Source organism: Mycoplana rhizolycopersici (assembly GCF_013378445.1).
GTDB classification, from domain to species: Bacteria; Pseudomonadota; Alphaproteobacteria; order Rhizobiales; family Rhizobiaceae; genus Mycoplana; species Mycoplana rhizolycopersici.
In genome coordinates, this window is the sequence record NZ_JABXYK010000001.1 from 64,993 (window position 1) to 90,335 (window position 25,343).

Here is a 25,343-nt window from a genome sequence, read left to right on the forward strand (position 1 = left end):
GCGGCTACTTTTCAGGTGTGGCATCCGGGCGACCGAAGTTAGCCGCGGCCGTGTCCTGCCCCGCATCGATGATCGACCGGCGGATGGCGCGCGTGCGTGTGAAGAGATCGAACAGCTTCTCGCCGTCGCCCCAGCGGATCGCACGCTGCAGATAGGCCAGATCCTCGGAAAAACGCGCCAGCATCTCCAGGATGGCGTCCCTGTTGTGCAGGCAGACGTCGCGCCACATCGTCGGATCGGACGCAGCCAGACGGGTGAAGTCGCGGAAGCCCGAGGCGGAATACTTGATGACCTCGGATTCGGTCACCGTCTCCAGGTCGTCCGCCGTGCCGACGATGTTGTAGGCAATGATGTGCGGCAGGTGGGACACGATCGCCAGCACCTTGTCGTGGTGCTCCGTATCCATCTCGTCCACCTTGGAGCCGAGCGTCTCCCAGAAGGTGGCCAGACGCCGCTTGGCGGCCTTGTCGGTACCGTGAACGGGCGTCAGGATGCACCAGCGCCCGCGGAAAAGCTCGGCGAAACCGGCATCGGGACCGGAATGCTCGGTGCCGGCAAGCGGATGGCCCGGAATGAAGTGTACGCCCTTCGGGATATGCGGAAGCATCTGGGCAACGACGGACGCCTTGGTCGAGCCGACATCCGTGACGATGGCACCGGGCTTGAGGTTTGGGGCGATCTGCTGGGCGACGCTGCCCGACGCACCGACCGGAACGGAGACGATGACGAGATCGGCGTCGCGCACCGCTTCCGCCGCGTCCAGATGATAATCGGTGCCAAGCTCCAGCTCCCGCGCCCGCTCGAGCGTCTCTTCGCTTCGCGTTGCGATCGCCACCGACGGGGCCAGGCCCTGCGCCTTCACCGCGCGCGCAATGGACGAACCGATGAGGCCGATACCGATCAGCGCAATCTTGTCAAACTGTTGATCCGCCATGCCTGCCGCCCTTGTTCCGGATAGGAGCCCGCCTGTTTGAGGCGGGATGGTGCAGCAGCCATTACCGGCGTGGCGGGGGATTGTCGAGGGGCCTGCGCGGCAGGGACGACCGCGTCGATGGCACGCCCGATGGTGCAAGCACGGGAACGAAGACACGCCGCGAAGCGCGCGCCGCCACCGGCAGTCCCTGGTAGAGCCGCTTCTGCGCCTCAACGACGAGGACGCCGGAAAACATCGGCCAGAGCCAGCGCCCGAGCCGCTCGAAGGCGCCGCGCAGCTTCTGGATGCTGCGGTGCTTGGACGGCGGGAAGAACAGCGCCTCGGCGCTGGCGCCGGGCGTGAAGTTGGTTTCACGCAAAAGATGCGTCAGCTGGCTGCGCGAATAGGGACGGCCGGAGCCGAAGGGGGTATGTTCCATCCGCGCCCACACGCCGCGTCGGTTCGGTACGACAATGACGAGCCGGCCGCCGGGAGCCAGCACCCGCCAGAGCTCCTTCATCGTCTCGCGCGGGTTTTCCGCAAATTCCAACGAGTGCACCATCAGGATGCGGTCGATGGACGAGTCAGGCAGCGGCAGTTCCTCGTCGAAGACGAGCGCGGTAGCCGATGCCTCGCCCACCGGCCAGTTCACGGCCCCCTGCCCTGCCGGCATGAAAGCGAAGGTACGCTCCGTGTCACCGCGAAACCGGTCGAGATAGGGCACCGCATAGCCCAGCCCGACCAGCCGTTCTTCCGGCAGGCGCGCCCAGATCGAACCTAGCGACATCGTGATCGAATGCTCCGCGAGGTGTCCGAGGGGAGAGTGGTAAAATTCGCGAAGATCGACAATATCTGCATGCATTCGCGAGATGTTAGCGACCGGGCGATGGACTTCAAGGCCCGTACCGCTAGATTCGGCGTTTCCGCGCAACGGGAAAGGAACAATGCCCATGGCATCGCTCGAAATCGAACTCTTTGGCTGCCGCACCGACAATTTCGGCGTGCTTCTGCACGATGCAGCCAGCGGCGCCACGGCCAGCATCGACGCGCCTGAGGAAAAGCCGATCCTCGATGCGCTCGCGCGGCGCGGCTGGAAGCTTACGCACATCCTGACCACGCATCATCACCAGGACCATGTCGAGGCGAACGAGGCGCTGAAAGCGCGATTCGGCGCCGCGATCATCGGTCCGGCAAGGGAAAAGGACAAGATTCCAGGGATCGACAAGGCGGTGGACGATGGCGACCGCTTCGACTTCACCGGCAGGCCCGTCGAGGTCATCTGGACACCCGGCCACACCGCCGGGCATGTCTGCTACCACCTGCCGGACGACGGGCTGCTTTTTGCCGCCGACACGCTGTTCGCACTCGGCTGCGGCCGCCTTTTCGAGGGAACCCCCGCGCAGATGTGGCAGTCGCTGTCCCGCCTTGCCGCGCTTCCCGATGATACGACCGTGTATTTCGGTCACGAATACACCCTGTCCAACGCTCGCTTCGCGCTTTCGGTCGATCCCGACAACGGCGCGCTGAAGGAGCGCGCGACGGAAATCGAGCGCATCCGCGCCGCCGGCCGCTTCACGGCACCGACGACGATCGGGCTGGAAAAGCGGACGAACCCGTTCCTGCGCGCCGCCGATCCGGGCATTCGCAAGGTCCTTGCCATGCCGGACGCCTCCGACAGCGAGGTCTTTGCCGAAATACGAGGCCGCAAGGACCGCTTCTGATGACGCCGAAGCAGATCATCGCCACACTCGGCATGGAACGCCACCCGGAGGGCGGCTGGTACGTCCAAACCTTCCGCGACACCGATGGCGGCACGCACGGTCACTCCACTGCGATCTACTATCTCCTGGAAAAGGGCGAACGTTCGCACTGGCACCGCGTGCGGGATGCAGCCGAGATCTGGCACTACTATGCCGGCGGCCCGCTGCGGCTGTCGATCTGCGGCGATGGACAGACCAGCAACAGTCAGGTGCTCGGCCCCCACCTCGCAAACGGGGAGCGCCCGCAGGTCATTGTGCCCGCCGGATGGTGGCAATCGGCAGAACCATTGGGCGAATGGACGCTGGTCGGCTGCACCGTAGCGCCCGGCTTTTCCTTCGACGCGTTTGAAATGGCCCCGCCCGGCTGGCGGCCGGGAGCCAACTAGCTAGAGTTTGTCAGGGAAAAGTGGAATCCGGTTTTCCCGAAAAGACAAACGAAAACAAAAAATGGCTTGGATCCTGTGTGCTTCAGAATGAACCATACAGGCCCTAGACAGCGTCGGCGGCAGCCACAGGCTTCCTGCGAAAAACCATGTCCCTGGCCGCCAGGATCGCACCGCCGGTCACCAGCACGCAGGCAATGGCGATCCGCCAGGACGGCTCGGCGTATCCCATCAGGATGAGGTTCAGCGTCGATAGCAGGGGCGCGGCATAGCTCGTAGCCCCCAGGATCTGGATATCGCCATTCTTCACGCCAAAATCCCACGCATAGAACGCCGCCCCTACCGGCAGCAGGCCAAGGCCTGCGACGGCGAACCATTCGAACCCCGTTTCCGGCCATACCGTCGTCTCCAGGCCGAGGTGACACAGGAACGAAAGGACCGAGGTTGCAAGGCAGAAGCCGGTCACGACGTCGGTGGAAGCCGCTTCGAAACGGCGTGTCAGAAGCGAGTAGCCCGACCAGGTGAAGGCGCAGAGGAAGGCGGCGGCGTAGCCGATCGTATAGGCGCCATCGAAGGACAGGCCGTTGCGGGCGACGATCAGGACGGTTCCCGCCAACCCCATGAGCGCACCCGCTATATGGTACCAGCGCAGCTTTTCGCCCGGCAGCATTGCCGAGCCGACGACGATCAGCAGCGGCCAGAGATAGGCGATGAGTCCCGCCTCTACCGCGGGCGCGTTGCGCAGAGCGGTGAAGTAAAGGAAATGATAGCCGAAAAGCCCGGCAATCCCGACGATCCAGACCTTCGCCGGCTGGCGCAAAAGCGCCATTCGCCCCGGCCGCAGCGCGAGCACCACAAGGCCGGGCAGGCTGCCGATCAGAAAGCAGATCGCGGAAAGCTGGAAAGGCGGCATCTTGCCGGAAGCGGTAGTGAAAAGTGCCAATAGCGACCACATCAGGATCGCGGAAAAACCGATGAGCGTCGCTTTCAATTTCACGTGCCATTGCCCCGCATGCGATGTTTCGACGGCTCAGCCGCCGAAGCGGGTGGCCGAAACGGTGACCGGACCGAGCGAAGTCGGAATCCGGACGAAGACCGGGGCATATACATCGACGGGATCGGCCTTTGCAAACCAGATCTCCATCGTCGTCAGCTTGCGCAGGTACTCGACGTCACGGCGTCCCTTGCGATAGCCGGCCTTCGGCACGAACCGCACGCCGCAGACCTTCACTTCGCCATCGAAGCCCTTGGTGGAGAACGGGCGCGTGCCCTTGTCCAGCAGCCTGATGTCCATCCGCGATTCCCCGTCGAAGATCGGCAGCGTTTTGGAGCAGACGTTCTTCGTCGCGGGAATGATCAGCCCCGAGATCGGGTCGATCACCGAGCGCATGTCGCCAGCGCGCACCGGCACCCAGTTTTCCGGCGACCGCCGGCGCTCGGGCCGGATGGAGGCGCTGGCAACGTTGCCGTTGCGGAAAGTCACGTCGATGGCGCGTGCCCGCTTGCCGCTGCGATAGGACATCGAGTATCGGCTGGCGCGCAGCTTGCCGTCGGAGAGCGTGCCTGAGACGGTGGTTGTTCCGTGCGTGCTGGAGAGGATGTCGGCAAGGCCGGCGGAATCCATGCGGCCGGAGATCGTGTAGCGCCTGCCGTCGAATTCGGAACGGAAGCTTGCGGTCGCGACCGGGAACCCGGCGAGACGGATGCTGTAGTCGGTAACGTGCTCGACCTCCGTCGCGCCCGCGACGCCTGCCGTCACCGCCGCGATGGAACCTGCCGCGATCCAAGCCCTCAAGCCCATCTTTCAACCGCTCCTTCGTCAGAAAGACTATAATTCCTTTTGCGGCAATTCTGCGCCGCTGCTATCTCGACGGACGGCGAATGCTGGCGGATACCCTTGCGGTATTGGCCGCAATTCTCAGCGATTTGCAATAGTTTTCCAGCCGACGCCAAGGTTTGGCTTGACGCCGCAAGCGCGGGTGACTATAGAACCGCAACTTTTCCAATAAGGCCAGACGGACTGCGGCCGGACACGGCGCCGGAATCGTATTGTCCGAAACCAAAGAAGAATAGGTGCATCCATGTCCCGTAGTTGCGAATTGACCGGCAAGGGCGTCCAGTCTGGCAACAATGTCAGCCACGCCAACAACAAGACCAAGCGCAAGTTCCTGCCGAACCTGTGCAACGTCACGCTCATCTCGGACTCCCTCGGCCAGCGTTTCCGCCTGCGTGTTTCCGCAGCAGCCCTCCGCTCGGTCGAGCACCGCGGCGGCCTCGACGCCTTCCTACTGAAGGCCGATGAGAACGAGCTGTCCATGCGCGCGCGCCTGCTCCGCCGCCAGATCGCCAAGAAGGTCGCCGCCTGATCAATCGGCGCGATTCTCTCTGATAGGTAATGAGGCTTGCCGGGCATCCGGACAGGCCTCATTTCGTTGAAAACATCGTTGTTCCTCCAACTGGTGGCATCACCCAGGATAAAAAAATGCAGGCGAACCGCATTACCCTCATCTATGTCCTCCTGATGACGCTCGTCGTCGTCGCCTCGAACATTTTCGTGCAGTATCCGCTGCCGGGCACGCTTTTCGGTATCAGCCTCGGTGACATCCTCACCTTCGGCGCCTTCACCTATCCCGTAGCCTTCCTCGTCACCGATCTGACCAATCGCCAGTTCGGCCCGCGCACCGCGCGCAAGGTGGTCGTCGCAGGCTTTGCCGTCGCGATCGTCTTCTCCTTCGCCGTCGCCAGCCCCAGGATCGCCATCGCATCCGGGACGGCCTTCCTGCTCGGCCAGTTGCTGGATATCTCCGTCTTCAACAAGCTGCGCCGGCAGACCTGGTGGCGTGCGCCGCTGGTCGGCTCCCTGGTCGGCTCGGCGCTCGATACGCTGATCTTCTTCTCCATAGCCTTTGCCCCCGCCTTCGTGGTGCTCGGCCCCAACGAGCCGTTCGCGATCGAGCATGCGCCGGTCCTCGGCCTCTTTGCTGCAGAAGCACAGCGCTGGATCTCCTGGGCGATCACCGATTTCGGCGTAAAGTTGCTGATGGGCCTGGTGATGCTCCTGCCCTATGGCGCGCTGATGAGCACGCTGAAGCCCATGCCGGCTGCGGAGAAGGCCTCGGCCTGACCAGTTGAAGATGCTTCCAACGGGCCGCCCGGCAACCGGGCGGCCCGTTTTGCGTTTCAGAGGCCGCCTGTCAGGCGGAATTCCAGCATCAGGTTCCGCTGCAGGATCGAGTGGTTGTCGTCGGAAACGAGGATGATGCGGACGTCGCCATCCGGCAGTTGCATCACGTCGATCCCTTCCATGTTGTCGATCTGATGGCTCATGTCGGCATCCATCAGCACCTCTCCGTCAACTACCGCGCCGGGGCGAATGTCCGCGCCTTTGATGCGGCGGATGCGCATGCCGATCCCGTCGGAGAGCCGGAAGCGGCGTTCGAGCAGCAGCAGGTCTCCATCCGGCAGAAAGGCGCCGTCGGTGACGTCATAGGGATCGTTGCGGACGACGGCGAAGGTGCCTTTCGCCGGCCCGTCAAGAATGGCTGCAAACAGGTTACCCTGCCTGTCGAGGCTGCGTTCGGCGACGATCACCGGCGCGCCGGCAAGCGGCCCGTCGACGGGAGCCATCACCAGCGTCTCGAAGCCGCGGTTGTTGCGCAGTTCCGAACGCGGGAACGGAAGCGGATAGCTGGCTTTGGGTGCCGAAGTCTCGAAGCCCGGATCGGGATAGACGTCCACCCGGTGGCGCTGCTCGAAGCTGACGATCGCCGCTCCCGGCGCCAGTGCCAGCCCTTCCGCATCGACGAGCGTTTTCGCCTTCTCGGGCTCGCCCCTGGCGTTGAGCATCGGCGTGATCTTCACCTCGGCAAAGCCCGACAGCGCCCCCTCGCCGTCGCGTTCGATCACCCCCGTCATCCAGTGCCCGGTATCCAGCGCAGCGACGAAATGCCTCTGGTCAGGACGGAACCGGATGGAGGACATCGCCCCCACGAGCTTGTTCGAAGATGTGAAGGTGATGCCGCCGACGAACTCCAGCTTGCCGAAGGCTCGCTGCCCGGAGCCTACGGCGAAATGCTCGATCGTGCTGCTGTCGATTTCGAGCGCGACGCTGGTTGCCGAACCGGGCGCGGCAATGACGCTCGCGGCCAGCGCCAGGGCAAAGAGGGCGGACAGTCGCGTCATTGGCTCTCCATGCCAAGCAAGCGCGCAACGCCGCCCGGGCTGAAATTTCTCGTCAGCCGGCCCGGCGCAGGCCGGCCGGCCGTCTGCGGCTCGTCGTCTCGTCGGCGAAGAGCCCAGCCAACTGTTCAGTCATGGCCCCCGCAAGCTCGTCCGCATCGACGATCGTGACGGCGCGCCGATAGTAGCGCGTGACGTCATGGCCGATGCCGATCGCCAGCAGTTCGACGGGCGAACGCGTCTCGATCTGTTCGATCACCGCGCGCAGGTGCCGTTCCAGATAATTCCCGGGATTGACGGACAGCGTGGAATCGTCGACCGGCGCGCCGTCGGAGATCATCATCAGAATACGGCGTTGTTCGGGCCGCGCCAAAAGCCGGTTGTGCGCCCAGATCAGCGCCTCGCCGTCGATGTTCTCCTTCAGGAGCCCTTCGCGCATCATCAGCCCGAGATTGCGCCGGGCGCGCCGCCAGGGGGCATCTGCCGACTTGTAGATGATGTGGCGAAGGTCGTTCAGGCGGCCGGGCGTCTGTGGCTTGCCGCTGCCAAGCCATTTCTCGCGCGACTGTCCGCCCTTCCAGGCCTTCGTCGTAAAGCCGAGGATCTCCGCCTTGACGCCGCAACGCTCCAGCGTGCGGGCCAGAATGTCGGCACAGGTGGCCGCTACCGTGATCGGCCGGCCGCGCATCGAGCCGGAATTGTCGATGAGAAGCGTCACCACCGTGTCGCGGAAATTCGTATCCTTCTCGCGCTTGAACGAGAGCGGCTGCATGGGGTCTATAATAACGCGCTGCAGGCGGGCCGGATCGAGATAGCCCTCCTCCAGGTCAAATTCCCAGGAGCGGTTCTGCTGCGCCATCAGCCGGCGCTGAAGGCGGTTTGCAAGCCGCCCCACCGCGCCCTGCAGGTGCGACAGCTGCTTGTCGAGGAAGGCCCGCAGCCGATCGAGCTCGGCTTCGTCGCACAGCTCCTCGGCAGCGATCGTCTCGTCGAATTCCTCGGTGAAGACCGAATAGTCGACCTTCTCGTTGAAATCGCCGAAGATGCTCGGACGCCGGACCTCGCCGGGCGTCTCACTGTCTTCGCTGTCCTCGTCGGCGAGTTCGTCGTCGGAAATCTCCGCGCCGTCCATCTCGCCTTCTTCCATCTGGTCCTGGGCGGTCTCGTTCTCGTCGGCCGGTGCTGCCTCTTCGCCGGCTTCCTCCTGCGATTCGCTCTCGTCTTCCTCGTTGCTGCGCGGCTGGTCCTCGTCGGTCTCGCTGTCCTGGTCGTCCTGCTCCGTATCCTCCTCGCCGATGTCCTCGGCGACGTTCATGGAGGCGAGCATGTGCCGGACGATCTTGGCGAAGGCCTGCTGGTCGTTGATCGCAGCCGAGAGACCGCCGAAGTCGGCGCCGGCCTTGTCCTCGATGAAGCCGCGCCACAGGTCCAGCACCTGGCCGGCCGATTCCGGCGCCTGCTGGCCGGTCAGCTTCTCCCGCACGAGCAGCGCCACCGCTTCTTCCAGCGGTGCGTCCGCCTGGCGGGTGATCGCGCCGAAGTTGGCCCGGGTATATTTTTCGCTGAGCATCGAGGAGATGTTCTGCGCCATGCCGCTCATGCGGTTGGAACCGATCGCCTCGACGCGGGCCTGTTCCACCGCATCGAAGATTGCGCGCGCATCCGATCCCGGCGGCGACATGGTCGCGTGGATGCGGGGGTCGTGGCATGCCTTGCGCAGCGCCATGGAATCGCCAAGCCCGCGCGTCACGGAAAGCTCCTCGCGCGTCGGCCGCTTGGAGAGCTCCGGCAGGCGCATGCGCTCGCCGGTCAGGCCTGGCCGCTCATTGGCGAACACCACCTCGATCTCGGCATCGCCGGCGACCGAGCGGATGCAGCCGGTCAGTGCCCGCCGAAAAGGCTCGACATCGACCGGAGCGCCGGGTCTCGGCCTTGAATTGTCACCGCGAGCTGCTGCCATGTTTCACCCGAGCGGCCCTCAGGCCGTCGCCTCCAGCACGATGTTGGCAGCACTTTCCTTGAGCTCCACGCCGAAGGCGCGCTGATAGTGCTCGGCCACCAGCGGCCGCTCCAGCTCGTCGCACTTGTTGAGGAAGGTGACACGGAAGGCAAAGGCGATGTCGCCGAAGATCTCGGCATTCTCCGCCCAGGTGATTACCGTACGCGGGCTCATCACCGTCGAAAGATCGCCGTTGATGAAGGCCGCGCGCGTCAGGTCGGCGACGCGCACCATGCGCGAGATCGTATCGCGGCCATCCTTCTTGCTCGACAGCGTCTTCACCTTCGCGGCGACGATGTCGACTTCATTGTCGTGCGGCAGGTAGTTCAGCGTTGTCACGATCGACCAGCGGTCCATCTGCGCCTGATTGATCTGCTGCGTGCCGTGATAGAGGCCGGTCGTATCGCCGAGGCCGACGGTATTGGCGGTCGCGAACAGACGGAAGGCCGGGTGCGGGCGGATGACGCGGCTCTGATCGAGCAGCGTCAGGCGGCCGGACGATTCCAGCACGCGCTGGATGACGAACATGACGTCCGGGCGGCCCGCGTCGTACTCGTCGAAGACGAGCGCGACATTGTGCTGGTAGGCCCAGGGCAGGATGCCGTCCTTGAATTCGGTGACCTGCAGGCCGTCCTTCACAACGATGGCGTCCTTGCCGACGAGGTCGATCCGGCTGACATGGCTGTCGAGGTTGACGCGCACGCACGGCCAGTTGAGGCGGGCTGCAACCTGCTCGATATGGGTGGACTTTCCGGTCCCGTGATAGCCGGAAACCATGACGCGGCGGTTGTGGGCGAAGCCGGCAAGGATGGCAAGCGTCGTCTGGCGGTCGAACAGGTAGTCCGGGTCAAGGTCAGGGACATAGGCATCGGCCTTGGAGTAGGCCGGCACGCGCAGGTCCGTGTCGATGCCGAAGACCTCCCGAACCGAAACGGTGGTATCCGGGAGGTTGGAAATGTCGAGGTCCATCTTGCTCATAATGTCTCCGCAGCAGACGCCGCTCGCATCCGCCCTATGTCCTGTTGCTGCCGACCTGCTCTAGCAGAAGCCGGCCTGCTTTAACAATTGATATGCTTGAATGACGGCCCGAAAACGCTCCTCGGATCCTCTGTCTCCGCCATTTGCGTCGGGATGGTGTTTTTTGACAAGCCCCTTGTAGGCGGCCTTGATGTCTTCGGTCGTCGCGTTGGCATGCAGGCCGAGCGTATCGAAGGCCTTGGCCTCCAGCGTCTTCAGCTTGCGGGTCCGCGGCTCCATGCGCGGACCTCTCCCGCGACCCTCGTTGACGAAGCCGAAGGGGTCGCGAATGCGCTGGTTTGCGCCGGCCGTGCCCGAGCGCACGTTGCCATGCGCCGGGCCGTTCTTGGAGGACTTGTTGACGCCGATGGTCCAGGTCGGGCGATGACCGGTGATCGCCTCCTTCTGGTAGCGGGCGATCTCCGTATCCGACAGGCCGGAGAAGTAGTTGTAGCCCTTGTTGTATTCCTTGACGTGCTCGAAGCAGAACAGGAAGAACTGGCCCTCGGCATTGCGGCCGACCGGCGCACGGTGGGCCCCGGGCTTGTCGCAACCGTCCCATTGGCACGTCGGCGCGACGGGCTCCGGTCGCTCGACACGCCGGCGCGTCCGGATCCGGTCGAAGTATTTGGAATCGAGTTTCATGGGTCCAATTATGGGGCTCGCAGACGAGCACAACAAGAATTGACAAAGCGGATTGTTGCTGGCTTTTTGGGACCATTTTCGTGCAGAAAGCTCGCGTTCCAACACGCGCTTCGAAGGCAGACGAATGTCAGTGAAATCCCGGATTGAATATAGGTTGGCGCAGGCGCTTTCACCAGATCGGCTCGAAGTGATCAACGAGAGCCACCTGCACGCCGGCCACCAGCCGGCGTTCGATGGCGGCGGCGAAACCCATATGCGCATCCGCATCGTATCGGCGAGCTTTGCCGGCCTCAGTCGCGTTGCACGCCACCGAATGGTCAACGAACTCGTCAAGCCGGAATTCGACGCGGGCCTGCACGCATTGGCGATCGAGGCTGCGGCACCGGGCGAGCCGGTGCGCTGGTAGTGGTGCGCGGTTAGTCAGGGCTGCCGCTCGGCAGCGTCGGCCGTACGAATACGCAGGCGCGTGATCCGGTTTTTCACGCGCTTCATCACGATGAAGCGCTTGCCGTGGAAGGTGAAGGCCTGCCGCTCCTCGGGAATCGACTTCGATTCGTGGATCACGAGGCCTGCGATCGTCGTCGCCTCCTCGTCCGGCAGCGACCAATCCAGCGCGCGATTGAGGTCGCGGATGGCAACGCTGCCCTCGACGACGATCGAGCCGTCCGCCTCCTGGCGCACGCCCTGGATGTCGATGTCGCGTTCGTCCGAGACGTCGCCGACGATTTCCTCCAGAATGTCGCTGAGCGTCACGAGACCCTGCACCTCGCCATATTCGTCGACCACGACGGCAAGGTGCCTGTTCCGCCGCAGGAACGCGTTCAACTGCTCGCGCAGGCTGGTCGTATCCGGCACGAACCACGGCTTTTCCGCGATCCTGACGATGTCGATCGTGGCAGGCTCCGCACCCGGCTCCACCAGCGCGCGCAACAGGTTTGTGCGATGGACGACGCCGATGATGTTGTCGGCCGAACCACGCCAGAGCGGAAGCCGCGTAAAGGGACCGTCGAGCACCGCCCGCACGATGGCTTCGGGTGCTTCGTCGGCGTTCAGGCCGCGCATGGCGGTCCGGTGCACCATGACGTCGGAGACTTCGAGCTCATCGAGTTCGGACATCCCCTGCCCCTTGTCCCGCTCCACCCTTGAAGTGATACCTTCCCGCCCGGCAGCCTCGCCGGCGCGTCCGTCGGCGAACGAAAGCGGGGCCGCGTCCCGCCCGGCCGTCAGGCCGAACAACCCGAATAGCCGCTGCAGGATGTCGGTTCGCGAGATCATTTCGGATATTTGTCCTTGAGGAACGCCAGGACTTCTGAGGGCGGCACGTCATCGGCGACGAAGGACTGCCCGATACCGCGCGTGAGGATGAAGGTCAGCTTGCCGGACTTGACTTTCTTGTCCTGCGCGATCGCATCCATCAGGGTTTCGGCCGGCGGCAGGCTGCCCGGAATCTGGGCCATCGATATCGGCAAGCCGACCTCGCCCAGATGCGCCTCGACACGGCGGGCGTCGTCGGGGCTTGCAAGGTTCATCCGCGCGGAAAACTGATGCGCCAGCACCATGCCGATCGATACCCCTTCGCCGTGCACCAGACGACGGCTGTCGTATTCCGTTGCCGCCTCCAGCGCATGGCCGAAGGTGTGGCCGAGATTGAGCAGGGCGCGCAGGCCGTTCTCGCGCTCGTCGGCGGCGACGACATCGGCCTTCGCCTGGCAACTGGTCGCGATCGCCTCTATCCGGGCATCGCCTCCGGCAAAAATGTCGCGCCAGTTCTTTTCGAGCCACGCAAAGAACTCCGGCTTGTCGATCAAGCCGTATTTGGCGACCTCGGCATAGCCGGCGGCAAACTCGCGCGGCGAAAGCGTGTCCAGAACGTCGGTATCGGCAAGCACGAGGTCGGGCTGGTGGAAGACGCCGATCAGGTTCTTGCCGTGGCGGGAGTTGATGCCGGTCTTGCCGCCGACGGAAGAATCGACCTGGGCGAGAAGCGAAGTCGGCACCTGGATGAAGCGCGAGCCGCGGCGTACGATGCCGGCAGCGAAGCCCGTGAGGTCGCCGATGACGCCGCCGCCGAGCGCCACCACCGCATCGTTGCGCTCGATGCGCGCGCCGAGCACGCTGTCGCAGACGTCCATCAGATGCGGAAAGCTCTTGGTCTTTTCGCCCGCCGGCAGCACCAGCGAGACGGCCTGAATTCCGCCTCCCGCGAGAGAGCGCATGAACGGCTCGAGATAGATCGGAGCAACATGTTCGTCGGTGATCACCGCGACCCGCCGCCCCTTCATCCGGCTGCTGATTTCCGCGCCCGCCGCGGCGATAAGCCCGGGACCGATCAGGATGTCATAAGAGCGGTCACCAAGATCGACGCGAACGCTGCGCCGGGCGGGGGAGGAAGGGGCTTCGGTCATGGGTTCCGTCACGTCTGTTTGTCGGCGCTGGCGGCGATAGCTGCCAGAACGGCCTCTGCTATGATTTCCTTCCGGACGTCGCGCGACTGGACCGTGAGATCCGCCTCCGCATAGATCGGATAGCGCGTGTTCATCAGGTTTTCCAGGGTCTGCCGGGGGTTTTCGGTCTTCAGGAGCGGCCGCGTGTCGCGCTTGTTGACGCGCTCCCACAACACGTCGATATCGGCCTTCAGCCAGACGGTGAGACCACCACGCTTGATGTGCCGGCGCGTCCGCTCGTTGATGAAAGCGCCACCACCCGTAGAGACGACGCGGGGCCCGGTCTTCAAAAGGCGCTTCAGCACCCGCCCTTCCAGCGCCCGGAACTCGTCTTCGCCATAGGCTGCGAACAGGTCGGTGATCGACATGCGCGAAACGCGTTCGATCTCGTGGTCGGAATCGATGAAGGGAACGGAAAGCGAATGGGCCAAAAGCCTGCCGATGGCTGATTTTCCAGCGCCCATCAATCCGACCAGAACGAGATTGCGGCTGCCGAGCGCAATGCGCGCTCTCTGCACGAGGTCTGGGTGGGCGGTTTCCAGCAGGCCGTTCATCAAGCGGTTCCGATTGTTGCTCGAACCGGTATCTGCAAAACCGGCGGAAGCGTCAAGTGGCAGCGGCGCCTTGCGCTTGCTGCCTCGCGGGGCGATATAGGGAGACGGTTCCACGGAGTGCGCAATGCCCACCCTATTCCGCTTTCTGTTCTTTTGCGCGGTCATCGCGGGCATCGTCTACGGCATCATGGTCGCACTGGTCACCTTCGTGGAACCCCGCCCGCGCGACGTTACCATTCGAATTCCCTCAGAGCGGGTCAACACGCAGCCATGAACGACCCGTCCGCCGTCCGGATCGAAGCCTTTCTGGAGATGATGAGCGCCGAGCGCGGGGCTGCCGCGAACACGCTCACCTCCTACGAACGCGACCTTGAGGACGTCCGCTCGTTCCTGATGGAACGGTCCGTGCGGATGATCGACGCTGCGCCGGACGACCTGCGGGCCTATCTGGCCCATCTCGCGCGCCAGGGGTTCAAGGCATCCTCGCAGGCCCGCCGGCTCTCTGCACTGCGTCAGTTCTACAAGTTCCTCTATGCCGAAGGCATGCGCGGAGACGACCCCACCGGCATTCTCGACGCACCGCGAAAAGAGCGCTCGCTGCCGAAGACGCTCTCAACCGACGATGTAACGAGATTGATCGGTCTCGCGGAGCAGGAAGCGGCCGCGCCCGGAGATAACCATCTGCAGCGTCTGCGCATGTGCGCGCTGGTGGAGCTTTTGTATGCGACTGGAATGCGGGTGAGCGAACTCGTCTCGCTGCCGGCAACCGTGCTGGCCCAGAGCGGGCGCTTCCTGGTCATCAAGGGCAAGGGCAGCAAGGAACGCCTCGTGCCGTTGTCGCGCTCGGCAATCGCGGCGCTGCAGGCCTATGGGGCGGCGCTTGCGGCCGACCGCGAAGGAGGGGGGGATCAGAAGGAGAGCGGCTTTCTCTTTCCTTCGGCAGGCAAGGAGGGTCATTTGCCCCGCCAGGTGTTTGCCCGCGACCTGAAGGCGCTCGCATCGCGCGCCGGCATCCGGGCCGCCACGCTCTCCCCTCATGTGATCCGCCACGCCTTCGCCAGCCATCTTTTGCAGAACGGCGCCGACCTTCGGGCGGTGCAGGAACTGCTCGGCCATTCAGACATTTCAACCACGCAGATATACACACATGTGTTGGAAGAGCGCCTTCATCAGCTGGTGCAGGAACACCACCCCCTTGCCAAACAGGCAAAAAACCGGGAATAGAGCCGCCATTCCGCCGCTATCGCCTGTGATAGGTCGCGCGACGGAAGAGTTGGAGCAAACGATCGGAAACGCATCTCATGCACAATTACCTCGACTTCGAAAAACCAATCTCGGACCTCGAAGGCAAGATCCACGAGCTGCGCAAGCTCGCCGAAGAGGACGAGAGCATCGACACGTCGGACGAGGTTGGTCGGCTTGAGGCTCGCTCGCGCGAGGCGATGGTCGACATCTACTCAAAGCTGACGCCCTGGCAGAAGACGCAGGTCGCGCGCCATCCGCAGCGCCCGCACTTTCTCGACTACTCGGCGAAGCTCTTCGAAGAGTTCACCCCGCTTGCCGGCGACCGAAAGTTTGCCGAGGACGAGGCGATCCAGGCAGGTCTCGGCCGTTTTCGCGGCCAGTCGGTCGCCATCATCGGCCAGGAGAAGGGCAACGACACCAAGTCGCGCCTGCGTCACAATTTCGGCAGCGCGCGACCGGAAGGTTACCGCAAGGCGATCCGCGTGATGGAGATGGCAGACCGCTTCGGCCTGCCGATCGTCACGCTCGTCGACACTGCCGGCGCCTATCCCGGCATCGGCGCCGAAGAGCGCGGACAGGCCGAAGCGATCGCCCGCTCGACCGAGATGTGTCTGAACGTGAAGGTACCGATCGTCTCGATCATCCTCGGCGAAGGCGGCTCGGGCGGAGCCATCGCGATCGCGACCGGCGACCGCGTCTACATGCTGCAGCACGCGATCTACAGCGTGATCTCGCCGGAGGGCGCCGCCTCGATCCTGTGGCGCGACTCCACGCGCGCGAAGGAAGCGGCAAGCAACATGAAGATCACCGCCGACGACCTGAAGGCGCTGGGCATCATCGACGGCATCATCCAGGAACCGGTCGGCGGCGCCCATCGCGATCCTGAAGCTGTGATCGCTGCGACCGGAAACGTGATCGCCGATGCGCTGCGCGATCTCTCCGCAAAGCCGGGCGACCAGCTGCGCCGCGACCGCCGCCAGCGCTATCTGGACATCGGTCGGCAGCTCTGACGGGTAGGCACGCCGAAGGAATTTGCGACGGTTGCGGGAATATGGCCAAATCTTGGACATATTCCCGTGTTTTCAGCATATCCACAGATCGCGGCCCGCGCGAAGATTTCCCGTTTACACTGCATTAAGTATAAGCGGGCATGATTCCGCGTCCGCCGCGCCGGTGTGACGAACTGCCTTACCAGCTATTTTGGAACTGACGCATGCGCCTCAAGGTACTCGCCGCTGTTTCATTGATCGCCCTGACCGTCGCGGGCTGCACCAACGACACGCTGGACGATGTCGGCAACGGCGTCGACGTGCGCAAGGTTTCCAACAAGACGCAATACCAGCTTTCTGGCCAGGTTCTTTCGAAGATGGCGTCGATGAACATCGACCGCAATGCGCCGGTCACGTTCCGCATCTTCAAGGAGGAGGGCAGGCTCGAGGTCTGGAAGGCCGACCGCTCCAACCGGTTCCAGATGATCAAGAGCTACCAGATCTGTGCCTGGTCGGGCAAACTGGGCCCGAAGATCAAGGAAGGCGACCGGCAGGCGCCGGAGGGCTTCTATCCGCTCGGCCCCCAGCACCTGAACCCGAACTCCCAGTATTACCTGGCGATCAATACGGGTTTCCCGAACCGCTTCGACCAGTCCAACGGCTTCTTCGGCACCAACCTGATGATCCATGGTGCATGCTCGTCATCCGGCTGCTACTCCATGACCGACGAGCAGATCATCGAGATCTTCGCGTTCGCCCGCGACGCCTTCAAGGGCGGACAGAAGGCGATCCAGCTCCAGGCGTACCCCTTCCGCATGACCGCGGAGAACATGGCGCGTCACCGCGACAATCCCAATATCGAATTCTGGAAGATGCTGAAGGTCGGCTACGACCATTTCCAGCTGACCAAGCGCCCGCCGGAAGTCGCCGTCTGCGACAAGAAGTATGTCTTCAATCAGGTCAAGGCCGACGGGACCCCGTTTGCCGGCGGCCAGTGCGACGGGATTTCTAACGCGCCACAATTGCAGGCAGCCCTGGCAGCCAATGAAAAATCCTATGCTGCCGAATATGCCAAGGCCATGAAGAAGTACGACGGCACCGTCTGGCTGGAGCCCTCGGAAGCCCAGCGCAAGGCGATCGTCGCCGACAAGCGCAAGGGCCGCGAACTCGCCTATGCACCGACCGGCAACTCGATCGACGCCGGCAAGCTCATGACGGTGCGCGAGATCGAAGCCCAGAAGAAGAGGGCCGAAGAGGAAGCGCAGCGCAAGATCGAGATGGCCGAGAGGGCCAAGCAGCAGGAGGAAGCGCGCAAGGCAGCCGAGCTTAAGAAGCTCGCAGACGACGTCGCCGCGCAGAAGGCACAGCAAACGGCTGGCGCCGACGTCGCCGTCCCGAGCGCCAATCCCGGCATAGCCTCCGTCCAGGCGGAAACAGAGGCGGCGAGGAAGCCGTTCTGGAAGCTCTGGTCCAGCAAGGGTACCGCAGCGTCGGGCGCCTCCGGCGAAGCGACTGCGACTGCGACGACGAGCGCTTCCGTCCCAGCTCCGACTCAAAGCAACGCCGCCGACGCTCCCGTGACCACCGGCGCCGTTGCGGATACACCCCGGCAACAGGAACAGCCGGTCGCGCCTCAGCCAGCTGAGGCTGCGGCCGCGGATGCTGGTGCTGGCGCCGAAAGTAGCGAAAGCGTTGCACCTGCGGAAACGACGGCGGACGCGAGCGGATCGCAAGAGGTGCCCTTCTGGAAATTCTGGAAGAAGCAATGACCGCGGCCGCGAGCGGCGCGAACGAAGTCTACGACCTCAAGGGGCTGAAATGCCCGTTGCCGGTTCTAAGGACGCGCAAGCGCCTGGAGCAACTGCCTGCCGGCGCCTCGCTCTGGATCGAGACCACGGACCCGCTGGCGGTGATCGACATTCCGCATTTTTGCAACGAGTACGGCCACACCCTCATGGCGGACGAGCCTATCGACGGCGGGCACCGCTTCCTGATCCGTAAGGGGAACGCGGCCTGACGCAGGTCCCTGTGTAACCATTGCATTGCCGGTATCCGATCCTGCCGTGCCTGTGTACAGTCGCCCACGACACATGCTGGAACCTTCATGACCTCATCGGCCGCATTTCTCCGCTCAAGCCTGCTCATGCTGGGCCTGGGCATCCTCCTTCTCCTGGGCATCGTCGGCTATTCCCTGTGGCTCGTCGAAGTCAACCGGTCCTACTCCGACGAGACTGCCTCCCTTCGCCGCGTCCGAAGCGCCATCATCGGCGTACTGACGACGGTACAGGACGCCGAGACGGGGCAGCGCGGTTACCTTCTCTCCCGGGAAAGATCCTATCTCGCGCCCTACGACAAGGCCGTCGCAGACCTGCCCGCACGGTGGAAGGCGCTGGAGGAAAATCTCGGTCCCCGGCCGGACTACGCGTCTCAACTGGACGAACTGAAGCGCTCTGTCGACGGCAAGATGACCGAGCTGGCCAATAGCGTAAGCCTGGCGAAGCAGGGCAGGTTCGATGAGGCCTATGCGCTTTTAGGGACGGATGCCGGTCTGCGGCTGATGAACCACATCCGGGAAATCCTCAACGGATTTCTGGAGCACACCGACGACCAGCTACGCGTGGTGATCGAGAGGCAGCTTGCGGCGGCAGACAATCTGCAATGGGTCACGATCGGCGGTGCGATTGCGATTATCACCGTGCTCGGTGGTGCAATTCTGGTTATTTTCCAGCACGTACGCGACCTGGCCCGGGCACGGGAGGAAGTCATCGCGCTCAATGCGGGACTGGAGGAACGAGTGAACGAGCGGACGCAGGACCTCATCCGGGCCAACCAGGAGATCCAGCGTTTCGCCTACATCGTCACCCATGACCTGCGCGCGCCTTTGGTCAACATCATGGGCTTCCTGAGCGAGCTTGAAACGTCGCTGAAACCCCTTACGGCATACGTGATGGCGGACGAGCATGCGCCCAGCGAAGATGATATCCGCGAGGCTAGGCTCGCCGTCACCGAGGACCTGCCGGAGGCGATGGGCTTCATCCGCTCCTCGACGCGGAAGATGGATGCGCTGATCAACGCGATCCTGAAGATCTCGCGCGACGGCCGGCGCAAGCTGCAGCCCGAGCGCATCGACGTGAAGTCGCTGATCGAAGCCAGCGTCGCCTCCGTCCAGCACCAACTGGCCGAACAGGGCGGCAAGGCGACGATCTCCGGCCATCTCGGCGCCATCGTGACAGACCGCTTTTCCCTGGAGCAGATTTTCGGCAATCTGTTCGACAATGCGGTGAAGTACCAGATGCCCGGCCGGCCGCTGACGCTTTCGATCGCACTTCGCCCGCATGGTCCGCGACAGGTCAGGATCGCCGTGACGGACAATGGCCGCGGCATCGGCGATCAGGATCGCGAACGGGTTTTCGAGCTCTTTCGCCGCGCGGGCGAGCAGGACCAGCCGGGCGAAGGCATCGGACTTGCGCATGTGCGTTCGTTAATACGGAATTTGGGTGGAGACGTTACGGTGGAGTCCGAACTGGGCCGCGGCAGCACGTTCATACTGACGCTGCCGACCGATCTCACCAAAGTCTTCAGGAGCACCGAATAATGAAAGCCACGGGTCAGGAAGTCACCATCGTCATGATCGAGGACGACGAGGGCCATGCGCGCCTCATCGAAAAGAACGTCCGCCGCGCCGGCGTTCACAACGAAATCGTGCCGTTCACACTTGGCAGCAAGGCGCTGGACTTCATTCTCGGCGAGAAGCGCGACGGTCTGGCCAACAAGGACCGCTACCTGCTCGTCCTTCTCGACCTGAACCTGCCGGACATGTCCGGCATCGACATCCTTCAGCAGATCAAGAGCAACGAGCATTCGCGTCGCCTGCCCGTCGTCGTCCTGACCACGACCGACGACGAGCGCGAGATCCAGAAATGCTACGATCTCGGCGCCAACGTCTACATAACCAAGCCCGTCGACTATGAGGGTTTCGCAACCGCGATCCGCAATCTCGGGCTCTTTTTCTCGGTGATACAGGTTCCATGACCGCAAGCCGCAAAGTTCGTGTTCTCTACGTGGACGACGACCCGGCGCTGGCGCGGCTGGCGAGCAAGGTGCTTGCCCGCAGCGACTTCGAGGTCGTGCATGCCCCCTCGATATCGGCTGGCCTCGACCTGTTCGGCACGGAGGAATTCGCAGCCGTCGTCCTCGACCATCATTTCGAGAATCAGACCGGATTGAACTTCCTCGAAGCCGTCGCCGGAAGTCCTTCCAAGGCACCGATCCTCTACGTGACCGGCTCCAGCGACGCCGAAGTCGCGATCAAGGCGCTGAAGGGCGGGGCGGCCGACTATGTGATGAAGTCGGCTACCGACGATTTCTTCCCGCTGCTTGCCAGCGCACTGGAGCAGGCCTTGGAGAATGCGCGGCTTCGCAACGCCAAGGAAGAAGCAGATCGGCAGCTCCTGATCGCCAAGGAGCGGGCCGAGCTACTGCTGTCGGAGATGAACCATCGCATCGCAAACAGCCTGTCCCTGGTGTCGGCGATGATCCGCATGCAGGTGCAGATCGCAACGAGCGAGGAGACCAGGACGGCGCTCTCGGAGACGCAGAGCCGAATTTCAGCGATCGCCGGCGTTCACCGCAGCCTCTACACTTCCGATAAGGTGGAGGCGGTGGAACTGGGCGCCTACATGAGCTCAATCATCGCCGAATTCCAGCGCACCAGCGGCTTTGCAAACGCCATCACGGTCCGCTCCGATATCGCCAATATCACCACGACAGCCGACAAGGCCGTGTCGCTTGGCGTGATCCTGACGGAACTTCTGACCAACGCGGCGAAATACGCCTATCCCGACGGCTGCGGCGAGGTGCGCGTCGTGCTGGGGACGAGCGGCGAGGATAGCCACCATCTTTCCGTCGAGGACGACGGTGTCGGCCATGATCGCAAGGAGCGTCCGAAGGGCACCGGCCTCGGCACCCGCCTGATCAACGCCATGGCGCTCACCCTCGGGGCGACGGTCGCAAACGAGCGGCCGGGCAAGACGTCCGGAACGTTTGTCGGCGTCATCTGGAAGCAGTAACCCATCGGAACATGAAGGCTGCGGGTCGCGCGCCATGGCGCGGCCGGCTCAGCGCATGCGCATGCCCGGCACCGCGAGCGGATTGTCCTCGAGTGCCGCTCGATCCGGCCGATCTACGCGCGGCGTCCCGACAAACGCATCGAAGAGATCGCGCACAAACGCTTCGGGCAGGTCGTCTGTGATCAGCACCATGCGCGTACGTCGATCGGCCGGGTCGGGCCAGGCGGCAAGACGGTGCGGCGGATGGAACACGGCCTGAACGCCATGCAGGATCACCGGCCGTTCGGGATTGTCCGACAGCGCCACGATCGCCTTCATCCGCAGAAGCTTCTCACCATGCGCGGAACGCAAAAGATCGACGAACATGTCGAGCGCCATGGGTTCGATCGGCCGATCGTGCACGATCGCATAGGATCGGATCGAGGCGCTGTGGCGGTTCAGATCATGAGCGTGCTGGTGGCTGTGCCCGCCGCCATGCCCGTCATCGTGCGAATGCGCATGCTCGTGCTCGTGGGAATGGTCATGATCGTGGTGATGGTGACGGTGATGGTGATGGTGGTCGTGCCCGTCGCGGCCAACCTCGTCGTTGAGCCAGCGGCCGACATCGGCAATCTTCGAGCCGGGATCGTAGAGCCCACAGGCGAGAAGCGATGGGCCGGTTGCGGCGGGATCATCGCCGTCGACGATCACAGCCCGCGGATTGAGGTCTAAGAGCGCACGTTTCAGCGCAGAAACCGTTTCCCCGTCGGAAAGTGTCGCCTTGCTCAGCACCAGGCGGTCGGCGACCGCGGCCTGCTTGACCGATTCCGGATGATTGGCGAGCGTCGAAAGCCCGTTCACGGCATCGACCAGCGTGATGACCCCGTCGAGCCGGAACGAATGCGCGATCACCGGGTTGCCGATCACGGCCTGGATCACCGGCGCCGGATCGGCAAGGCCGGTGGTCTCGATCACCACCCGCTTCAGCGGCTTGATCTTGCCGGTCTGCATCCGGTCCATCAGGTCGGCCAGCGTATCAACCAGTTCGCCGCGAATGGTGCAGCACAGGCAGCCGTCGGCCAGCTCGATGATACCGTCGCTTGAGCGTTCGACCAGAAGATGATCGATGCCGACCTCGCCGAACTCGTTGATGATGACGGCGGTATCGGTCAGGTCCGGATGCTTGAGCAGCCGGTTCAGGAGCGTCGTCTTTCCCGCGCCGAGAAACCCGGTCAGGATCGTGACCGGCACGGTGCGATCGGCAGCAGACATGTCGAAACCCTGTCTTTGAGTTTGTCAGGGAAAAGCCGAATCCGGGTTTTCCCGAAGATACAAACGAACTAAATAGCCTTGGAGGCTGCCTGATTCAGAATGAACCAGGCAAACTCTAGAAGGTTGGCCGCGGAACCGGGATCGGAACATTGCCGCCATCCCCGATATCCGCCGCAGCCTGCTCGTTTACACCGGGCTTGGCGGTGCCGCCGGCGATCAGGCCCGCAAAGACAAAGCGCGGCGGGCGGTCCATCTCATGGATATACGGCGACAGCAGCTTCTGGCGGCCCGCCTCGTCGCGGCCTTCACTGCGCACCTTGGCGGCATGCTTGTTGCAGATCTGCTGCGAGATGTCGGCGACTTGCACGGTATCGCCATAGGGTGCAAGCCCGGCAAGCGTCGGTCCGCCGCCCCGCTCCGTCAGGCCCTTCTGCAGCATTCTCGCGGATTCGTCCGCCCGCGCCCCGAGGCTTTCCTCGCCGAGCACGACCGAGACCACGCTGCGGCCGTTTCGAACCGCCGAGGAAACCTGATTGAAGCCGGAGGCGCAGATGAAGCCCGTCTTCATGCCATCGGCACCGTCGAAACGGCCAATCAGCATGTTGTAGTTGGGATATTGCTTCTTGCCCGTGGTGAAGCCTTCCAGCGAAAAATAAGACGCATATTGCGGGAATTCGCGCTTCAGCATCACCGCCAGCACCGCAAGGTCGCGCGCGGTCGTGTACTGCCCCTTGCCCGGCAGGCCGTTCGGATTGATGAAATGCGAGGAGCTCATGCCGATGCGGGCCGCTTCCGCGTTCATGCGACCGATAAAGGCCTGCTCGGAGCCCGCAACCGCCTCGGCGATCGCCACCGACACGTCGTTCGCCGACTTGACCAGCATGATCTTGAGCGCGCTGTCCAGCGTCAGTGACTGCCCCGGCTTGAAATACATCTTGCTCGGCGGTTCCGCCGCCGCGTTCTTCGTCATCACGACGGGCGTATCGAGCGTGATCTCGCCAGCCTTGATCGCCCGGAACACGGTGTAGGCCGTCATCAGCTTGGTCAGCGAGGCCGGATACCACTTGCGAAACGCATCGCGGTGCTCGATCACCTTCAGCGTGTTGACGTCGACGAGCAGGCGCGGCCCGCTATCGGCATGTGCCGCATTCGCCAGGAAGGAGGCAGCGAACACCGTGGCTGCTCCAATGCTTGCCGACGCGCGGCGCATGAACCGTCCAGTAATCTGCAATGGCCTATCCTCGGAAAATCGGGAGTTGTCTCGTTCGCTCCGCCTATTTAGCCTATATGGCATGCTGATGGCAAAGCCCCGGCAAAAGATACGCCGATTTCGGCTGCAACAGTGACAGGAAAAGCGCATGCCCGTTTTGAACCGCGCCGCAGAACTTCAAGATGAGATCGCCGCCTGGCGTCGCCAGATCCACCAGCACCCGGAAACGATGTTCGCCGTCGAGAAGACGGCGGCCTTCGTCGCCGACAAGCTGAAGGAGTTCGGCGTGGACGAAGTGGTGACCGGCATCGGCCGCACCGGCGTCGTCGGCCTGATCAGAGGACACGGCACCGCAGAAGGCCATGTCCGCACCATCGGCCTGCGCGCCGACATGGACGCCCTGCCGATTACCGAGACCTCCGGCAAGCCCTGGGCCTCGACCGTTCCCGGCAAGATGCATGCCTGCGGCCACGACGGGCACACCGCCATGCTGCTGGGCGCCGCCAAGTATCTCGCCGAAACGCGCAACTTTGCCGGCAACGTCGCCGTCATCTTCCAGCCGGCGGAGGAAGGCGGCGGCGGCGGGCGCGAAATGGTCAAGGACGGGATGATGGAGCGCTTCGCCATCACCGAGGTCTACGGCATGCACAACATGCCGGGCATGCCCGTTGGCCAGTTCGGCACCCGCATCGGCGCGATCATGGCGGCCACCGACGAGTTCGACATCGTCATCAACGGACGCGGCGGCCACGCAGCGCAGCCGCACCGCACCGTCGATACCATCGTCATCGGTGCCCAGATCGTCAGCGCCCTGCAGACGATCACCTCGCGCAACACCGATCCGATCGCCTCGCTCGTGGTGTCGGTGACCAAGTTCAATGCCGGCTTCGCCTACAACGTCATTCCGGAGCAGGCGACCTTGTGCGGCACGGTACGCACCCTGAGCGGCACGGTCCGCGAAGAGGCGGAAGAGCGCATCCGCCAACTCTGCGCCGGGATCGGTGCTGCAAACGGCGCCGACATCACGGTCCGTTACCAGCGCAACTACCCTGTCGTGGTCAACCACCCCGCTGAGACCGGTCACGCCGTCTCCGTTGCTGCCGACATCGCCGGCAGCGGCAGCGTGAACGCGACGATCGACCCGATGATGGGCGGCGAGGATTTCGCCTATATGCTCGAGGCGCGCCCTGGCGCCTTCGTCTTCATGGGCAACGGCGACACCGCCGGCCTCCATCACCCGGCCTATGACTTCAACGACGATGCCATCCCCCACGGCGTCAGCTACTGGGTGAAGCTGGCGGAGGCCCGCCTGCCCGCGTGACTCCACCACCGACCGACCGACCGGTCGATCGCGGGCCACCCGGCTTTAGCCCTGAAACCATCGGAAGCCGAAAAGGACTTGGCTTCCGGCGCAGGCTTTTGTATGGGTTCTTACAGTGGTCCCGTAGCTCAGCAGGATAGAGCACCAGATTCCTAATCTGGGGGTCCCGCGTTCGAATCGCGGCGGGATCACCATTCAAATCAATATCTTAGGCATAGGCAGACCCGCCAATCACATTGCGGCGGAGTGTCGAGATAGCACGGATCGAGCGCGATCTTCGAGCTCTCTCTTGGCGCGTTCGGCTACGGCGCGTGACAAAAGAGAGAGCAAGCAGATCAAGCGTTAACCGTCTTGTACTTCTGTG

General features: G+C 63.6%; 26 protein-coding genes, 1 tRNA gene and 1 pseudogene. 15 read left to right on the forward strand and 13 right to left on the reverse strand.

The window, feature by feature from the left end; genetic code table 11:
- Positions 1–4: 4 nt before the first annotated feature.
- Positions 5–934 carry a prephenate/arogenate dehydrogenase family protein gene (locus HV823_RS00340; protein ID WP_176947761.1) on the reverse strand — a complete coding sequence of 310 codons (930 nt, stop codon included), beginning with the start codon at positions 932–934 and terminating at the stop codon, positions 5–7.
- Positions 935–995: 61 nt separating this feature from the next.
- Positions 996–1,775 carry a class I SAM-dependent methyltransferase gene (locus HV823_RS00345; RefSeq protein ID WP_176947762.1) on the reverse strand — a complete coding sequence of 260 codons (780 nt, stop codon included), beginning with the start codon at positions 1,773–1,775 and terminating at the stop codon, positions 996–998.
- 88 nt (positions 1,776–1,863) lie between these two features.
- Between HV823_RS00345 and gloB the strand changes: the two genes are divergently transcribed.
- Both gloB and HV823_RS00355 read left to right on the forward strand, forming a co-directional pair.
- Positions 1,864–2,634 (forward strand): hydroxyacylglutathione hydrolase, encoded by a 771-nt coding sequence (gene gloB, locus HV823_RS00350; RefSeq protein WP_176947763.1) that lies wholly within the window; start codon positions 1,864–1,866, stop codon positions 2,632–2,634.
- Positions 2,634–3,059, forward strand: a complete 426-nt coding sequence (locus tag HV823_RS00355) for a cupin domain-containing protein (protein ID WP_176947764.1) — start codon at positions 2,634–2,636, stop codon at positions 3,057–3,059. The genes gloB and HV823_RS00355 overlap by 1 nt, the downstream gene beginning before the upstream one ends.
- 103 nt (positions 3,060–3,162) lie before the next feature.
- On the opposite strand, the gene yddG is transcribed toward HV823_RS00355, so the two are convergent.
- Complete coding sequence (gene yddG / locus HV823_RS00360; protein ID WP_176947765.1) at positions 3,163–4,053, reverse strand: aromatic amino acid exporter YddG; 891 nt, start codon at positions 4,051–4,053, stop codon at positions 3,163–3,165.
- A gap of 33 nt (positions 4,054–4,086) precedes the next feature.
- Positions 4,087–4,857, reverse strand: coding sequence for a DUF3108 domain-containing protein (locus tag HV823_RS00365; RefSeq protein ID WP_176947766.1), 771 nt, complete (start codon positions 4,855–4,857; stop codon positions 4,087–4,089).
- A 280-nt stretch (positions 4,858–5,137) separates the two neighbouring features.
- On the opposite strand from HV823_RS00365, the gene rpmB reads away from it, so the two are divergent.
- A complete protein-coding gene (rpmB, locus tag HV823_RS00370) occupies positions 5,138–5,422 on the forward strand; it encodes a 50S ribosomal protein L28 (RefSeq protein ID WP_176947767.1) in 285 nt (94 codons plus the stop codon).
- A 116-nt stretch (positions 5,423–5,538) separates the two neighbouring features.
- A complete protein-coding gene (locus tag HV823_RS00375) occupies positions 5,539–6,180 on the forward strand; it encodes a queuosine precursor transporter (protein ID WP_176947768.1) in 642 nt (213 codons plus the stop codon).
- A 56-nt stretch (positions 6,181–6,236) separates the two neighbouring features.
- On the opposite strand, the gene HV823_RS00380 is transcribed toward HV823_RS00375, so the two are convergent.
- The 4 genes from HV823_RS00380 to HV823_RS00395 are packed head-to-tail and all read right to left on the reverse strand — an operon-like array spanning position 6,237 to position 10,896.
- Positions 6,237–7,238 carry an esterase-like activity of phytase family protein gene (locus HV823_RS00380; RefSeq protein ID WP_176947769.1) on the reverse strand — a complete coding sequence of 334 codons (1,002 nt, stop codon included), beginning with the start codon at positions 7,236–7,238 and terminating at the stop codon, positions 6,237–6,239.
- Between the two features lie 52 nt (positions 7,239–7,290).
- Positions 7,291–9,195 (reverse strand): cobaltochelatase subunit CobT, encoded by a 1,905-nt coding sequence (cobT, locus tag HV823_RS00385; protein WP_176947770.1) that lies wholly within the window; start codon positions 9,193–9,195, stop codon positions 7,291–7,293.
- Positions 9,196–9,213: 18 nt separating this feature from the next.
- Entirely contained in the window at positions 9,214–10,212 is a 999-nt protein-coding gene (cobS, locus tag HV823_RS00390; protein WP_176947771.1) for a cobaltochelatase subunit CobS, read from the reverse strand.
- A 60-nt stretch (positions 10,213–10,272) separates the two neighbouring features.
- Positions 10,273–10,896: a J domain-containing protein gene (locus HV823_RS00395; protein WP_210270651.1), complete on the reverse strand. Its 624-nt coding sequence runs from the start codon at positions 10,894–10,896 to the stop codon at positions 10,273–10,275.
- 124 nt (positions 10,897–11,020) lie between these two features.
- Between HV823_RS00395 and HV823_RS00400 the strand changes: the two genes are divergently transcribed.
- Positions 11,021–11,302, forward strand: coding sequence for a BolA family protein (locus tag HV823_RS00400; RefSeq protein ID WP_176947772.1), 282 nt, complete (start codon positions 11,021–11,023; stop codon positions 11,300–11,302).
- A 14-nt stretch (positions 11,303–11,316) separates the two neighbouring features.
- On the opposite strand, the pseudogene HV823_RS00405 reads toward HV823_RS00400, so the two are convergent.
- The 3 genes and pseudogenes from HV823_RS00405 to HV823_RS00415 all read right to left on the reverse strand — a co-directional run.
- Positions 11,317–12,186: pseudogene (locus HV823_RS00405) on the reverse strand (transporter associated domain-containing protein); the annotation flags it as partial.
- A complete protein-coding gene (gene aroB / locus HV823_RS00410) occupies positions 12,168–13,301 on the reverse strand; it encodes a 3-dehydroquinate synthase (protein ID WP_176947774.1) in 1,134 nt (377 codons plus the stop codon). The pseudogene HV823_RS00405 and the gene aroB, both read right to left, overlap by 19 nt.
- Positions 13,302–13,309: 8 nt before the next feature.
- On the reverse strand, positions 13,310–13,894 hold the full coding sequence (locus HV823_RS00415; protein ID WP_176947775.1) for a shikimate kinase: 585 nt from the start codon (positions 13,892–13,894) through the stop codon (positions 13,310–13,312).
- Positions 13,895–14,018: 124 nt separating this feature from the next.
- Here HV823_RS00415 and HV823_RS00420 point away from each other — a divergent pair, with 124 nt between their 5' ends.
- From HV823_RS00420 to HV823_RS00455, 8 genes are all read left to right on the forward strand, one after another.
- A complete protein-coding gene (locus HV823_RS00420; protein ID WP_176947776.1) occupies positions 14,019–14,168 on the forward strand; it encodes a hypothetical protein in 150 nt (49 codons plus the stop codon).
- Positions 14,165–15,118: a site-specific tyrosine recombinase XerD gene (gene xerD / locus HV823_RS00425; RefSeq protein ID WP_176947777.1), complete on the forward strand. Its 954-nt coding sequence runs from the start codon at positions 14,165–14,167 to the stop codon at positions 15,116–15,118. Before HV823_RS00420 ends, xerD begins: the two co-directional genes overlap by 4 nt.
- Positions 15,119–15,195: 77 nt before the next feature.
- Positions 15,196–16,149 carry an acetyl-CoA carboxylase carboxyltransferase subunit alpha gene (locus HV823_RS00430; protein ID WP_176947778.1) on the forward strand — a complete coding sequence of 318 codons (954 nt, stop codon included), beginning with the start codon at positions 15,196–15,198 and terminating at the stop codon, positions 16,147–16,149.
- 203 nt (positions 16,150–16,352) lie between these two features.
- Entirely contained in the window at positions 16,353–17,897 is a 1,545-nt protein-coding gene (locus HV823_RS00435) for a L,D-transpeptidase family protein (protein WP_176947779.1), read from the forward strand.
- Positions 17,894–18,145: a sulfurtransferase TusA family protein gene (locus HV823_RS00440; protein ID WP_176947780.1), complete on the forward strand. Its 252-nt coding sequence runs from the start codon at positions 17,894–17,896 to the stop codon at positions 18,143–18,145. The genes HV823_RS00435 and HV823_RS00440 overlap by 4 nt, the downstream gene beginning before the upstream one ends.
- Before the next feature lie 87 nt (positions 18,146–18,232).
- Positions 18,233–19,723, forward strand: coding sequence for a sensor histidine kinase (locus HV823_RS00445; protein ID WP_246300599.1), 1,491 nt, complete (start codon positions 18,233–18,235; stop codon positions 19,721–19,723).
- Positions 19,723–20,160, forward strand: a complete 438-nt coding sequence (locus HV823_RS00450; RefSeq protein WP_176947781.1) for a response regulator — start codon at positions 19,723–19,725, stop codon at positions 20,158–20,160. Before HV823_RS00445 ends, HV823_RS00450 begins: the two co-directional genes overlap by 1 nt.
- Positions 20,157–21,197: a histidine kinase dimerization/phosphoacceptor domain -containing protein gene (locus tag HV823_RS00455; protein WP_176947782.1), complete on the forward strand. Its 1,041-nt coding sequence runs from the start codon at positions 20,157–20,159 to the stop codon at positions 21,195–21,197. The genes HV823_RS00450 and HV823_RS00455 overlap by 4 nt, the downstream gene beginning before the upstream one ends.
- Before the next feature lie 48 nt (positions 21,198–21,245).
- On the opposite strand, the gene HV823_RS00460 is transcribed toward HV823_RS00455, so the two are convergent.
- A complete protein-coding gene (locus tag HV823_RS00460) occupies positions 21,246–22,448 on the reverse strand; it encodes a CobW family GTP-binding protein (RefSeq protein ID WP_176947783.1) in 1,203 nt (400 codons plus the stop codon).
- Positions 22,449–22,563: 115 nt separating this feature from the next.
- Positions 22,564–23,658: a D-alanyl-D-alanine carboxypeptidase family protein gene (locus HV823_RS00465; protein ID WP_176948168.1), complete on the reverse strand. Its 1,095-nt coding sequence runs from the start codon at positions 23,656–23,658 to the stop codon at positions 22,564–22,566.
- A 148-nt stretch (positions 23,659–23,806) separates the two neighbouring features.
- Between HV823_RS00465 and HV823_RS00470 the strand changes: the two genes are divergently transcribed.
- Complete coding sequence (locus HV823_RS00470) at positions 23,807–24,979, forward strand: M20 aminoacylase family protein (RefSeq protein WP_176947784.1); 1,173 nt, start codon at positions 23,807–23,809, stop codon at positions 24,977–24,979.
- 117 nt (positions 24,980–25,096) lie between these two features.
- Positions 25,097–25,173 (forward strand) — tRNA-Arg (locus tag HV823_RS00475).
- Positions 25,174–25,343: the final 170 nt, after the last annotated feature.

Coding starts and splice junctions, on each gene's coding strand:
- HV823_RS00340 (WP_176947761.1), bottom strand. CDS start 934: ATGGCGGATCAACAGTTTGACAAGATTGCGCTGATCGGTATCGGCCTC.
- HV823_RS00345 (WP_176947762.1), bottom strand. CDS start 1,775: ATGCATGCAGATATTGTCGATCTTCGCGAATTTTACCACTCTCCCCTC.
- gloB (WP_176947763.1), top strand. CDS start 1,864: ATGGCATCGCTCGAAATCGAACTCTTTGGCTGCCGCACCGACAATTTC.
- HV823_RS00355 (WP_176947764.1), top strand. CDS start 2,634: ATGACGCCGAAGCAGATCATCGCCACACTCGGCATGGAACGCCACCCG.
- HV823_RS00365 (WP_176947766.1), bottom strand. CDS start 4,857: ATGGGCTTGAGGGCTTGGATCGCGGCAGGTTCCATCGCGGCGGTGACG.
- rpmB (WP_176947767.1), top strand. CDS start 5,138: ATGTCCCGTAGTTGCGAATTGACCGGCAAGGGCGTCCAGTCTGGCAAC.
- HV823_RS00375 (WP_176947768.1), top strand. CDS start 5,539: ATGCAGGCGAACCGCATTACCCTCATCTATGTCCTCCTGATGACGCTC.
- HV823_RS00380 (WP_176947769.1), bottom strand. CDS start 7,238: ATGACGCGACTGTCCGCCCTCTTTGCCCTGGCGCTGGCCGCGAGCGTC.
- cobT (WP_176947770.1), bottom strand. CDS start 9,195: ATGGCAGCAGCTCGCGGTGACAATTCAAGGCCGAGACCCGGCGCTCCG.
- cobS (WP_176947771.1), bottom strand. CDS start 10,212: ATGAGCAAGATGGACCTCGACATTTCCAACCTCCCGGATACCACCGTT.
- HV823_RS00395 (WP_210270651.1), bottom strand. CDS start 10,896: ATGAAACTCGATTCCAAATACTTCGACCGGATCCGGACGCGCCGGCGT.
- HV823_RS00400 (WP_176947772.1), top strand. CDS start 11,021: ATGTCAGTGAAATCCCGGATTGAATATAGGTTGGCGCAGGCGCTTTCA.
- aroB (WP_176947774.1), bottom strand. CDS start 13,301: ATGACCGAAGCCCCTTCCTCCCCCGCCCGGCGCAGCGTTCGCGTCGAT.
- HV823_RS00415 (WP_176947775.1), bottom strand. CDS start 13,894: ATGAACGGCCTGCTGGAAACCGCCCACCCAGACCTCGTGCAGAGAGCG.
- HV823_RS00420 (WP_176947776.1), top strand. CDS start 14,019: ATGCCCACCCTATTCCGCTTTCTGTTCTTTTGCGCGGTCATCGCGGGC.
- xerD (WP_176947777.1), top strand. CDS start 14,165: ATGAACGACCCGTCCGCCGTCCGGATCGAAGCCTTTCTGGAGATGATG.
- HV823_RS00430 (WP_176947778.1), top strand. CDS start 15,196: ATGCACAATTACCTCGACTTCGAAAAACCAATCTCGGACCTCGAAGGC.
- HV823_RS00435 (WP_176947779.1), top strand. CDS start 16,353: ATGCGCCTCAAGGTACTCGCCGCTGTTTCATTGATCGCCCTGACCGTC.
- HV823_RS00440 (WP_176947780.1), top strand. CDS start 17,894: ATGACCGCGGCCGCGAGCGGCGCGAACGAAGTCTACGACCTCAAGGGG.
- HV823_RS00445 (WP_246300599.1), top strand. CDS start 18,233: ATGACCTCATCGGCCGCATTTCTCCGCTCAAGCCTGCTCATGCTGGGC.
- HV823_RS00450 (WP_176947781.1), top strand. CDS start 19,723: ATGAAAGCCACGGGTCAGGAAGTCACCATCGTCATGATCGAGGACGAC.
- HV823_RS00455 (WP_176947782.1), top strand. CDS start 20,157: ATGACCGCAAGCCGCAAAGTTCGTGTTCTCTACGTGGACGACGACCCG.
- HV823_RS00460 (WP_176947783.1), bottom strand. CDS start 22,448: ATGTCTGCTGCCGATCGCACCGTGCCGGTCACGATCCTGACCGGGTTT.
- HV823_RS00465 (WP_176948168.1), bottom strand. CDS start 23,658: ATGCGCCGCGCGTCGGCAAGCATTGGAGCAGCCACGGTGTTCGCTGCC.
- HV823_RS00470 (WP_176947784.1), top strand. CDS start 23,807: ATGCCCGTTTTGAACCGCGCCGCAGAACTTCAAGATGAGATCGCCGCC.